Source organism: Desulfotomaculum sp., assembly GCA_003513005.1.
Lineage (GTDB): Bacteria > Bacillota > Desulfotomaculia > Desulfotomaculales > Nap2-2B > 46-80.
Map to the genome: position 1 here is coordinate 1 of DOTD01000029.1, position 11,757 is coordinate 11,757.

12 protein-coding genes, 1 tRNA gene and 1 other RNA gene are annotated in these 11,757 nt (G+C 48.3%); 2 read left to right on the forward strand and 12 right to left on the reverse strand.

Features of this window, described 5'->3' with window-relative positions; genetic code table 11:
• Positions 1-215 precede the first annotated feature (215 nt).
• Positions 216-656 carry a hypothetical protein gene (locus DEH07_02570; GenBank protein HBY03425.1) on the forward strand — a complete coding sequence of 147 codons (441 nt, stop codon included), beginning with the start codon at positions 216-218 and terminating at the stop codon, positions 654-656.
• Between the two features lie 228 nt (positions 657-884).
• On the opposite strand, the gene ssrA is transcribed toward DEH07_02570, so the two are convergent.
• Together ssrA and DEH07_02580 are read right to left on the reverse strand one after the other, a co-directional pair.
• Positions 885-1,237: a transfer-messenger RNA gene (gene ssrA, locus DEH07_02575) on the reverse strand.
• Positions 1,238-1,243: 6 nt separating this feature from the next.
• Positions 1,244-1,708 carry an SsrA-binding protein gene (locus tag DEH07_02580; GenBank protein ID HBY03426.1) on the reverse strand — a complete coding sequence of 155 codons (465 nt, stop codon included), beginning with the start codon at positions 1,706-1,708 and terminating at the stop codon, positions 1,244-1,246.
• Between the two features lie 107 nt (positions 1,709-1,815).
• Here DEH07_02580 and DEH07_02585 point away from each other — a divergent pair, with 107 nt between their 5' ends.
• Positions 1,816-2,778, forward strand: coding sequence for an ornithine cyclodeaminase family protein (locus DEH07_02585; protein ID HBY03427.1), 963 nt, complete (start codon positions 1,816-1,818; stop codon positions 2,776-2,778).
• Here the strand turns inward: DEH07_02585 and DEH07_02590 are convergent.
• From DEH07_02590 to DEH07_02635, 10 genes are all read right to left on the reverse strand, one after another.
• Positions 2,770-3,705 carry a transketolase gene (locus DEH07_02590; protein ID HBY03428.1) on the reverse strand — a complete coding sequence of 312 codons (936 nt, stop codon included), beginning with the start codon at positions 3,703-3,705 and terminating at the stop codon, positions 2,770-2,772. The two genes, DEH07_02585 and DEH07_02590, sit on opposite strands and share 9 nt — an antisense overlap.
• 105 nt (positions 3,706-3,810) lie before the next feature.
• On the reverse strand, positions 3,811-4,629 hold the full coding sequence (locus DEH07_02595) for a transketolase (protein HBY03429.1): 819 nt from the start codon (positions 4,627-4,629) through the stop codon (positions 3,811-3,813).
• 17 nt (positions 4,630-4,646) lie between these two features.
• Positions 4,647-5,507, reverse strand: a complete 861-nt coding sequence (locus DEH07_02600; protein ID HBY03430.1) for a hypothetical protein — start codon at positions 5,505-5,507, stop codon at positions 4,647-4,649.
• 72 nt (positions 5,508-5,579) lie between these two features.
• A protein-coding gene (locus DEH07_02605; GenBank protein HBY03431.1) for a peptide chain release factor 2 occupies positions 5,580-6,684 on the reverse strand; the annotation gives its coding sequence in 2 pieces (ribosomal slippage) (positions 5,580-6,620 and positions 6,622-6,684; 1,104 coding nt in all).
• 33 nt (positions 6,685-6,717) lie between these two features.
• Positions 6,718-9,342, reverse strand: coding sequence for a preprotein translocase subunit SecA (locus tag DEH07_02610; GenBank protein HBY03432.1), 2,625 nt, complete (start codon positions 9,340-9,342; stop codon positions 6,718-6,720).
• Positions 9,343-9,432: 90 nt separating this feature from the next.
• Positions 9,433-9,951 carry a ribosome-associated translation inhibitor RaiA gene (raiA, locus tag DEH07_02615; protein HBY03433.1) on the reverse strand — a complete coding sequence of 173 codons (519 nt, stop codon included), beginning with the start codon at positions 9,949-9,951 and terminating at the stop codon, positions 9,433-9,435.
• Positions 9,952-10,055: 104 nt separating this feature from the next.
• Positions 10,056-10,253: a cold-shock protein gene (locus tag DEH07_02620; protein ID HBY03434.1), complete on the reverse strand. Its 198-nt coding sequence runs from the start codon at positions 10,251-10,253 to the stop codon at positions 10,056-10,058.
• Positions 10,254-10,399: 146 nt separating this feature from the next.
• Positions 10,400-11,170 carry a sigma factor regulator FecR gene (locus tag DEH07_02625; protein HBY03435.1) on the reverse strand — a complete coding sequence of 257 codons (771 nt, stop codon included), beginning with the start codon at positions 11,168-11,170 and terminating at the stop codon, positions 10,400-10,402.
• A 157-nt stretch (positions 11,171-11,327) separates the two neighbouring features.
• A tRNA-Leu gene (locus tag DEH07_02630) sits at positions 11,328-11,414 on the reverse strand.
• Between the two features lie 142 nt (positions 11,415-11,556).
• A partial coding sequence (locus tag DEH07_02635) for an ISAzo13 family transposase (GenBank protein HBY03436.1) occupies positions 11,557-11,757 on the reverse strand: 201 nt, incomplete at its 5' end.

Here is an 11,757-nt window from a genome sequence, read left to right on the forward strand (position 1 = left end):
CGTTCTGTCGTCCAACGGATCAATTCAAGATCCTTTTCTGTGAAAAGACGATCTCCGATCCAAAATGGCGGGTTCCATCGTGGCTCCGTAACCTATCACCCCAACGCTATGATACAACCACGCCATCAAATTGTCAACCCCTATCACATTAATTTATCGCGGCTCCTAAGTGGGACAAAGACGAGATAAGCAAACGGGCTGACAAACTCGCAGAAATGGCGGTCAAAATATGGCCATACCCGGTAGTAACCCAGGCGGAGCTTGATGAATATGCCGATAGAGGGAAAACTGAACCTGCATATACTTCCATGGCCCACTACCCGCCGATGTCGCCTGCAATAGCCAAAATGTACGATGAATTGGACCGAAAGCTGCTCACTCTCGATGTTGATATTATCAAGGAATACAAACAGCAGTACATTGCCTACAAGAGTGAGACTAATTTTGTTAATATCCGCCCTTCCAAAAATGAATTCACCATTGCCTTCAATATTCCTTTTGATAAAATCAAGGATGAAAAAGGGCTGTGCAAAAATTATACCGGCATAGGCAATTTCGCCAATAATGATGTACTTCTTAAAGCGGATGAGAACATGGACTTGGATTATGTGATCGATCTGGCGATGCAAGCCCTTATTTATCAGTTGGAAGGGTAATATTACTCGGCTTTGGGGAACTGCTCTATACGTATCTGGCCCGATGGCCGTATGTTACGGCTATTTTAAACCTTACTCAAACCTTTTAACGATTCCTATACTTTTTAACGAAAGGGTGCGAAAAAACAAAAAACACCGTCCGAAAACGGTGCTTTATCTTAGCGCAAAATTGCCGCAAAACCCAATGATATTGGGATTTTGCCTTGTATCAATTATTGCGTACTTATTTGGTGGAGGCGGGGGGAGTTGAACCCACCGTCCGAAAGAACAGTTACAGAAGCTTCTCCGAGCGCAGGCTGCGCTTTGTTGTTTCGCTCCTAGGGCGCCCACAGCCGGGCTCCTTCGGCGCTATCTCGATGTCTCTTGTTTAAATTCTCCGAGAATTGAACTTAAACCAGCCCGTTTTAATGACCCCCTTGCCCAGGCCACGGGCCCGGCATAGGTAGGAGGTTAACTGCAATTAAGCAGCTAAAGCGTATTCGTTATTGGCAATTATAGTTTTTCCACCGTTTTGACGGGCTGATGGAACCCCGGCTCGCTTCTTCTGTCCCTACTTCCCCCGTCGAACCCATTTCGCCCCCATATAATTAATTTTTATAATTCCTGTCTTTTAAAGTGCGCTCCATTTCCCTCTTGGCGTCTCTTTTGGCTATGTCATCCCGCTTATCGTAGGTTTTCTTACCCCGCGCCACGGCAAGCTCCACCTTGACGCGCCCCCGCTCGTTGAAATAAATCCTCAGCGGGATTATTGTCAGGCCTTTCTCACGGGTATATCCCAAAAGCCGCATGATCTCACTTTTGTGCGCTAAAAGCTTCCTGATCCGCTTTGGTTCATGATTAAAACGGTTCCCTTTTTCGAAAGGGCTTATATGTAAATTATACAAGAAAAGCTCGGCGTTTTCAACTATGGCATAGCTGTCCTGCATGCTCACGTTGCCTGCGCGTATTGACTTGACCTCCGTGCCGGTCAGCACAATGCCGGTTTCAAAAGTATCAAGCAGGTGGTATTCATGGCGGGCTTTTCTGTTTACCGAAACTATTTTTTCATCCATAAACTAATTATAACAGAATTTTACACTTAATTAAAGAGCCCTGTGCCGGCAGGAATACAACCGTACAGATTGAAGTATTCTTTAAGGATTAATAAAGGGGTGGTCTAATCGTGCTTATTCTTTCCCGAAAAGAAGTGGAGCGTCTGATTGAACTTGATAAACTGCCTGCTGTTATTGAAGAAGCTTTCTATGCATATGCCATAGGCGAAGCCTCCATGCCCCCCAAAATTTACCTGGATATTCCCCAGTATAACGGTGATTTCCGGGCAATGCCTGCCTATTTCAGGGGCGCCGCAGGACTGAAGTGGGTTTGTGTATACCCGCTTAATCCTTCCACCAACAACCTTCCCACAGTAATGGGCATGCTTTTTTACAACGACCCAGCCACAGGCAAGCCTTTAGCCGTTATGGAAGCAACCTTGCTAACCGGTTACCGGACGGCTGCGGCCAGCGCTGCAGCAATTAAATATCTGGCCAACCCGGACGCAAAAACCCTCGGAATAGTCGGCTGCGGCGGCCAGGCGCGTACACACCTGGAAGTACTGGCGGCTTCTTTTTCATTCAGCCGGATCAATGTTTTTGATACCGACCCGGGCAGGGCTTTAGCGCTGAAGGAGTGTTATAAAAATCTGCCCGTGGAAGTGGCGTCGCTTGAAGAGACCTGCTCAAATGAAATACTCTGCACTCTTACACCGGCGCGTAAACCGGTTATCGAAAGCCGGTTTATCAAACCCGGCACGCATATTAACGCTATCGGGGCAGACGCGGCCGGCAAACAGGAACTGGAAACAGAGATTCTGAAGAGGTCGAGGGTATTTGTGGATGATTTAAAGCAGACCGTGCACAGCGGTGAAATAAATGTCGCCATTTCTTCCGGAGAATACAATCAGGAAGAACTGGCGGGCAGCCTTGGCGAGGTAATAGCAAAGAAATGTCCCGGCCGTCAGACAAAAGACGAAATAACCGTCTTTGATTCAACAGGCCTGGCCATTCAGGATCTCGCCCTGGCAAAGTATTTATACCAGCGTGCGACAATGTTAAAGGCCGGTTATGATCTGGACTTACTTTAAACCTTTTATTTTACGAACTGCTTCAGCTATATGACGCGACGTCAGGCCAAACTTTTGTAAAAGATCAGCCGGCGAGCCCGATTCTCCAAAAGAGTCCTTTATGCCGACCCGGTACACCGGGACAGGACAATGTTCACAGACAACTTCGGCGACTGCGCTGCCCAGGCCGCCGATAATGCTGTGCTCCTCGGCGGTGACAATAGCTTTTGTCTCCTGTGCGGCTTTAATCACAGCCTCCGTATCCAGGGGTTTGATCGTATGCATGTTGACAACCCTTACCTCAAGCCCCTCGCCGGCAAGTTCGTCTGCCGCCGCCAGGGCCTCAGCCACCATCAATCCGGCGGCTATAATGGTTGCCGATGTACCTTCCCGCATTGTAATCGCCTTGCCGGTTTCAAAGACGAAATCATCTTCATGAAGAGCGGGGACAGCCAGTCTTCCCAGTCTCAGGTACACCGGCCCCTTTATTTTAATCGCTTCCAGAACGGCTTTTTTGGTCTCCGCCGCATCCGCCGGCACGATTACGGTAAGATTGGGCAAGGCTCTCGTTAAGGCAATATCTTCAACCGATTGATGCGATGCGCCATCCTCCCCTACGCTGATTCCAGCATGGCTGGCCCCTATTTTTACATTCAGCCTGGGATAGCAAACGCTGTTCCGCAGTTGGTCAAAGGCCCTCCCTACGGCAAAAACGGCAAAGGTGCTGCAAAAAGCGATTTTGCCCGAAGCCGCAAGGCCGGCGGCGGTTCCAAGCATATTTGCTTCCGCAACTCCCATATCGAAAAAACGGTTGGGAAATCTTTTTGCAAAATCTATTGTTTTAGTGGATTTGGAAAGGTCCGCGTCAAGAACTACGATGTCCGGATATTCTGCACCAAGCCCGGCCAAGGCTTCCCCATATGCTTCGCGGGTAGCTATTTTTTTCATTAAGGAGCCCCCTCAAAGGTATTCTAAATGTATTCCAAAGGTGTTTCAAATGTATTCCAATCAAAATTTTTTGAGCGGTTTTATTTCTATTATTACAGGCAAGTTTCAGGCAAGTTCGGCCAATGCCTTTTCGGTTTCCTGCGGGTTGGGCGCCCTGCCGTGCCAGTCAACATTGTTTTCCATAAAAGAGACACCCTTGCCTTTAACTGTCTCGGCAACAATCATCTGCGGCCTGCCCTTTACTTCCTTCGCTTTTTCAACAGCATTTATAATCTGGCTTAAATCATGCCCGTCAATAACCTGGACATCCCAACCGAAAGCCTTCCATTTGTCGGCGACAGGTTCTACGGACATCACCTCACGCACCGGCCCGTCGATCTGCAGGCCATTGTGGTCGAGAAAGGCGGTAAGGTTGTCCAATTTATAATGCGCCGCAGCCATGGCGGCTTCCCAGATCATCCCTTCCTGGTTCTCACCGTCACCCATTAAAACAAAAACCCGGTAATCCCGGTTGTCCAGTTTCCCCGCCAGAGCCATTCCATTTGCTACTGCCAGTCCCTGGCCCAAAGAACCTGTAGACATTTCAACCCCCGGCAGACTCTTCATATCCGGATGACCCTGGAGGCGGCTGCCCAGTTTACGCAGGGTAAGCAGTTCACTAGTCCTAAAGAACCCCCGTTCAGCCAGTGCCGAGTACAGCACAGGGGCCGCGTGCCCCTTTGATAAAACAAACCTGTCCCGATCCGGCCAGTCGGGCCTTTCGGGATCCAAACGCATAATTTGAAAATAAAGGGCGGTTACAATATCCGCCGCCGACAGGGACCCTCCCGGATGCCCGGAACCAGCCGCCGCCGTCATTGAAATAATGTCCCGCCTGATCTCTTTCGCTTTTTTTTCTAACCGTGCTATTACTTCCTGATCCATAACCAACATCACCTGCCTTAAAAGAACTTTTTAAAAGGTCTGTACTTCTTAAACCCTTCCCCCAACACCTCATGAACGTCCGCAAGGATGACAAAAGCTCCCGGGTCAATTTCATAAACAAGGTTTTTCAGCCTGCTGATTTCTATCCGGTTAACAACTACCAGAAGAATTTCCCTCTCTGTACCCGTATACATCCCCTGCGCTTTTAACGCCGTCACGCCGCGGTTTAAGTCGCTCATGATTAAATCCGCTATTTCCTTGTGCTTGTCGGAGATAATAAAGAATGCCTTTGTATAGCTTATACCTTCCTGAACAAGATCGACAAGCCAGGAAGCGACAAAAATAGAAAGCAGCGCATACATGGCCAGTTCCCAGGATTTAAAGACTATTCCCGCTGTTAAAACAACCAGGCCGTCGACTATAAACAGAAGCTGGCCGATATTTATTCCAATGTATGATTGCAGTGTGGCCGCAGCAAGGTCGGTGCCGCCGGTTGTGCCCCTGTGCCTGAAGACTATGCCCAGGCCAAGCCCGACGACAGCCCCGCCAAAAAGAGCCGCCAGTAATGGATCGTGAGTTACTACCGGGAGGTAAGGAGCGAGAGTGTCTACAAAGACAGACAGTATCGTGGCGCCAAAAAGTGAGCGGAATCCAAAAACAAACCCCAGCCGGTAGATACTGATGACAAACAGCGGGATGTTCAGAATAAGCATGGTCACGCCGACGGGCACACCGATAACGTAATGCAATATTGTTGAAATACCGCTTACGCCGCCGGCGGCGATTTTATTAGGTACCAGATACAAATCCAGGCCCAGAGCAATTAGAAGCGCCCCTAAAGTTACTCCTAAAAACTCAAAAAACAGGCTTGCGCTAATCGGCCGCCGCTTTATCCCTGGGAATTTCACTTGAAATCATCCCCGGATATAATACTATCCCTGTTTTTCTTTCTAAGATAAATTTCTTTTGGCCTTGTCCTTCAGGTACGAAGCTATAAATTCATCAATTCTTCCGTCCATTACCGCATTTACATTTCCGACTTCCACACCTGTACGGTGGTCTTTTACCATAGTATATGGCTGAAAAACGTAAGATCTAATCTGGCTTCCCCAGGCAATTTCTGTCTTTTCGCCCCGGAGGGCGGCCTGTTCTTCTTCCTTCTTCTTTAACTCAAGATCGGCAAGTTTCGCCCTGAGGAGCTTTAAAGCCGTATTTCTATTTGAAATCTGGGAACGTTCACCCTGGCAGACAACGACAATGCCTGTAGGCAAATGTGTTATTCTTACCGCTGAATCCGTCTTGTTGATATGCTGCCCCCCGGCCCCGCTAGACCTGAATGTGTCAACCTTGAGATCGCCGGGATTGATCTGGACAGTAGTTTCCTCTTCAACTTCCGGCAGCACATCTACCGAAGCAAAGGACGTGTGCCTCCGGCCGCTGGCATCGAAGGGCGAGATGCGCACCAGGCGGTGGACGCCCTTCTCGGAAACCAGATAACCATATGCGTTCCGGCCGCTTACAATCATGGTGGCGCTTTTTACACCGGCTTCATCCCCCGGCAGCAGGTCTGCCATCTCACATGTATATCCTTTTTCTTCAGCCCATCTCATATACATGCGAAGCAACATCTGGACCCAATCCTGCGCCTCTGTACCGCCCGCCCCGGCATGTAAAGAAATAATTGCGTTATTGGCGTCGTACTGGCCGTTTAAAAGAAAACGCAGCTCAGACTGCTCCACAAGACGGTCAAGGTTTCTCAACTCGCCGGCCAGTTCCTGCGCTGTTTGAGCGTCGTCTTCCTCCTCGCCGAGAGCGAGTAAAACCGTCAAATCCTCATAGATGTTTTCCAGCGCCCTGATCGATTCCAATCTTTCTTTAATACCCGAAATGGTCTGCATAACCTGCTGAGATTCATCCTGGTTGTCCCAGAATCCCGGTTCAAGCATTTTTTGCTCTAAAACCGCTATTTCCTGCTCCCTTTTTACAAAGTCAAAGGGAAGCCCTCAATTCTTCGATGCGCTTGCCCAGGCTGGATAATTCCCGGGCTATTTCCATAAACAAATTATTCACCTTACTTTGCTCAAAAAATCAACTGGCCGCTCTTCCGCAGCATTTCTTGTACTTTTTGCCGCTGCCGCAGGGGCAGGGATCGTTTCGCCCAATCCTGTTTTCACGCTTGACAGGCCGCTTTGGCTCATCTTCCTTATACTTGTTTTCAACGGTCTTACGCTGCTGCTCTTGCGGCTGGACTATATTAACCCTGAAAAGATACCTGACAACATCCTCCTGGATGCTGCTGATCATCCCCTGGAACATTTCGTAACCCTCAAACTTGTATTCGATGAGGGGGTCCTTCTGCCCGTACGCGCGCAGCCCGATACCCTCGCGCAGTTGGTCCATTGCGTCCAAATGATCCATCCACTTGTCATCGACAACCCGCAGCATAAGCACACGTTCTAGTTCACGCATCATTCCGGCGCCCAGTTCTTCTTCCCTGGCTTCGTATGCTTTCAGCGCCATTTCCTCCAGGTTGTCTTTGATAGACTGCCGTCCGGAATCTTCAAAATTCTCCTGGTCAATCTTTTTCTTTAAGCAGAATATTTGTTCAGCCTGGGTAAAAAGCCCCTGCAGATCCCACTCTTCCTGGTGCACTCCTTCGGGACAGTATGTCGTAACCAGTCTGTCTATGGCGCAGGTAATCATCTCCTGAATATTTTCCTTCAGGTCTTCGGATGTAAGCACCTGCCTGCGCTGTCCGTAAATGACTTCACGCTGCTGGTTCATGACGTCGTCGTAATCAAGCACATGCTTGCGCATTTCAAAGTTCCGGTTTTCAACCCGCTTCTGGGCTGTTTCGATCGAACGGCTGACTATGTTATGTTCAATCGGCATATCTTCCTCAAGCCCCAGGCGGTCCATGATCCCCGCAATGTTGTCGGAACCGAACATCCGCATCAGGTCATCTTCCAAAGAAATATAAAATTGGGTTGCGCCCGGATCGCCCTGACGCCCTGTACGTCCCCGCAGCTGGTTGTCAATCCGCCTGCTCTCATGGCGTTCAGTCCCGATAATGTGCAGGCCACCTAGTTCGACTACCTTTTTATGTTCCTCAAGAGTATCTATTTTATACTTTTCCATGAGTTTCTCAGCCTCTTTAACCGTGGTATCAGGATCGTCGGAATCTTTGCCTTTCAAATCATTTTGAACCAGGAAATCGGGGTTGCCGCCTAAAAGGATATCTGTGCCGCGGCCGGCCATATTGGTGGCAATGGTAACCGTATTTAAACGTCCGGCCTGAGCTACGATTTCAGCCTCTTTTTCGTGATACTTTGCGTTGAGGACATTATGGGAGACTCCAGACCTTTTCAGCATCTGGCTGATTATTTCTGATTTTTCAATGGAGACGGTACCCACAAGAACCGGCTGCCCCGTTTTGTGCCGCCGCGCTATCTCGTCAACTACCGCTTTAAATTTGGCCTTTTCAGTTTTATAAACCACGTCCGGCATATCCCGGCGAATCATGGGCATGTGTGTGGGGACGACTATTACGTCGAGTTTGTAGATCTTTCTGAATTCCTCTTCCTCGGTTGCGGCTGTGCCGGTCATGCCGGCAAGCTTTTCGTACATTCGGAAGTAGTTCTGAAAAGTAATTGCGGCCAGAGTTTGAGACTCATGCTCAATCCGGACTCCTTCCTTGGCTTCGATGGCCTGGTGCAGCCCTTCGCTGTACCGGCGGCCGAACATCAGACGCCCGGTAAACTCGTCAACAATGATTACCTGGCCGTCCTTGATTACGTAGTCCCTGTCTTTTTTCATCAGCGCGTGCGCTTTCAGCGCCTGCTGCATATGGTGAGTCAGTTCCGTATGCTTATCATCGTAAAGGTTATCCACCTTGAGCATTTTTTCGACAAGAGCTACACCTTCCTCGGTAAGAGCAACGGTGTGCGTCTTTTCTTCAACCGTGTAATCCCTGTCTTTGACCAGCCGCGGCGCCAGCCGGGCAAAATTATAATACAAATCGGTGGGTTTATCGGCCTGGCCCGAGATAATCAAGGGAGTTCTGGCCTCATCTATAAGAATGCTGTCAACTTCGTCCACAATAGCATAGTTGAGTTCTCTTTGGACCATTTGATCGGGTTGTATGGACATATTGTCCCTGAGGTAATCAAAACCAAATTCATTGTTTGTGCCGTAAACGACATCGGAAGCATAAGCGCTTTTACGCTCGTCAAAATCCAAACCATGCACAACAAGGCCGACCGAAAGGCCTAAAAACGTATAGATTTTACCCATCCATTCGCTGTCCCGTTTGGCCAGGTAATCGTTGACGGTTACAACATGCACGCCCTCCCCGGTGAGCGCGTTAAGATAAACGGGCAGAGTGGCCACCAGTGTTTTTCCTTCACCGGTTTTCATTTCCGCTATTTTTCCCTGGTGCAAAACAATACCGCCCATCAACTGCATGTCGAAGTGGCGCATATTTAAAACACGCCGGCTGACCTCCCTGACTACCGCAAAAGCCTCGGGGAGCAGATCATCCAGGGTTTCATCCTGATCCAGGCGGTTCTTGAATTCCACCGTCTTATTTTGAAGTATTGAATCTGGAAGCGCCTGTAATTCAGCTTCATAGGAGTTGATCTTATCAACAATTTTCTGCATCCGCTTAATTTCCCGGGAATTATCATCTAGCAAATTCCTGAGTATGTTAAGCAAGAAAATCACCTTCTTAAATGAAGAGGAACCCCCTGGTTCCTCCTTTACTGGTTACAATTGTATCATTTTAAAACAAGAACTGCAAGATCTCTAAAACTCCGGTTCGATTAAACCGTAATTTCCATCTTTGCGTTTGTATAAAACATTGACTTGTTCCGACTCCGAATTTGAAAATACAAAAAAGCTGTGTCCGAGAAGATTCATCTGCAGCACTGCCTCATCTACCGTCATCGGTTTGATGTCAAAGCGTTTTGTGCGCACTATCTGGGGGTAGTCGTAATCTGCAAACCGTTCGTCCGGCGTTTCCCCGGCAGATTTACCAAGGCGCTTGATCAGCCTCCCCTTGTGTTTTTGAACCTGTTTTTCCAGCTTTTCCACTACCAAATCAACAGAAGCATACATGTCCGGCGTGGATTCCTCACCACGCAAAATTATACCGTTTACCGGGATTGTTACCTCAACACGGTGAAAGCCTCTTTCAACTGCAAGTGTCACCTGTGCTTCACGGATGTTATCCAAATACTTTTCCACCTTGCCCACACGTTTAGCGATATAATCCTTCAAAGCTTCGGTAACCTCGACATTCCTACCCCTCACCTGAATGTTCACGCAACATCCACCTCCTGTATTTCTCAATATATATTATTCCCGCCAGACCCCGCCTTAAAATAAAAATCCCCAGCCCCGCTTTTTTCAGGACTGGGGAACCTTAGTTACGCTCTGATTACATTTGCCGCCTGAGGCCCACGGGCGCCTTCGACTATATCGAATTCCACCGCTTGACCTTCCTGGAGAGTTTTAAAGCCTTCCTCCTGAATGGCCGAATAGTGTACAAAGACATCTCCGCCATCTTCCCTCTCAATAAAGCCATAACCTTTTTCTGCACTAAACCATTTTACTTTACCTTGCAAATCTCTTTCCTCCTAAAAATATTAAATCTTATAGCCTGTTAGACTACTTAGGGTGTATGTTAACATACCCGTAAAACCGTGTCAAGCAGTCATGCCTCAAATAAGACAGGCATGGTAACTTTAAGCAAAAGCAGTTTAGATAAGTCTTAACCGCCAATCCTTTTTGCAACTTCTTCAACTATTTTAGGCAGTATTTCTCCGGTTTTAGAGTGAAAAACCAGATCGGCGGCGTCATCGAGAGGAGTCGGAGCCATATTGATAATGATCAGCTTTGCGCCGGCGCCCTGCGCGTACTGCGGCATGTATGCTGCGGGATAAACAACAAGCGACGAACCCAAAGAAAGCATCAAATCACAGCTCTGTGCCCTGTACTCCGCCTCGGCCATTTCCTTTTCCGGCATCGCCTGGCCGAAAGATATGGTCGCTTCTTTTAAAGGCCCGCCGCATTTTTTGCAAACCGGCGCGATGATTTCTTCTTTTTCTTCCAGAAGCGCCTGGATGTCGTCCCTTGAATAGCTTTCACGGCATTTCAGGCAGTTTACAATAGCGCTCACACCGTGAATTTCAATAACTTTTTCCGCAGAACTGCCTGCTTTATGGTGCAGCCGGTCTATGTTTTGAGTAATGATGCAGTCCAGCTTGCCTATCTTCTCCAGTTCCGCCAGGGCTAGGTGAGTATGGTTCGGCATGGCGTCCCTGATGACGGGATAAGTGACCCTGCTGCGAATCCAATATTTCTTGCGGGCCTCTTCACTGGCCAGAAAGTCCTGAAAATAGACAGGCTGGTATTTTTCCCAGATGCCTCCCGGACTGCGGAAATCGGGGATCCCGGACTCTGTGCTTACACCGGCGCCCGTAAAGGCAACCACCTTTTTTGCTTTGCTGATTAGTTCCGCCGCCGCCGCAATATTAATCATTTCGTCCAAAGCATTCACCTGCTTAATATTTTTATGAATCCAAACATTTTCTGATAAGACATTCTAACATTTAACGAATACAAGCTCAATAGAATGGTTGCGAAGGCCTCATATATATTAAAAAACCTACCCTTTTACAGGCAGGTTTTTATAATTTTGGTGCGGCAGAAGGGACTTGAACCCCCACGGGCTACTGCCCATAAGAACCTGAATCTTACGCGTCTGCCAATTCCGCCACTGCCGCATATTTTCAGTTAAATCAAGAGCCAAGAAGAATTATAACATCCATTAATAAAGAGGTCAATAAGACTTCAGGTTATTGAGAGCATTTCTAAATTTGATTTTTCCAATAAAAACACTAAGGAGTCGCGAGAAAATAACTTTTTTCAACTATGTGGCCGGATGACATAATTCCAATCACCATGAAAGTCCGAGCGCTCCAGTTGGACAGCAGCCAGTTCGGTGTCTGATACCTTAATGCCGGCCGGGTACGGATTGGTGTCAAGTTGGCCCTGAACCTTTAGACCCGTAGTGGTTGTGGTGTTGGCGATGAGGTTGACGATGACCTCATGGCTCTCCAGCGGTCG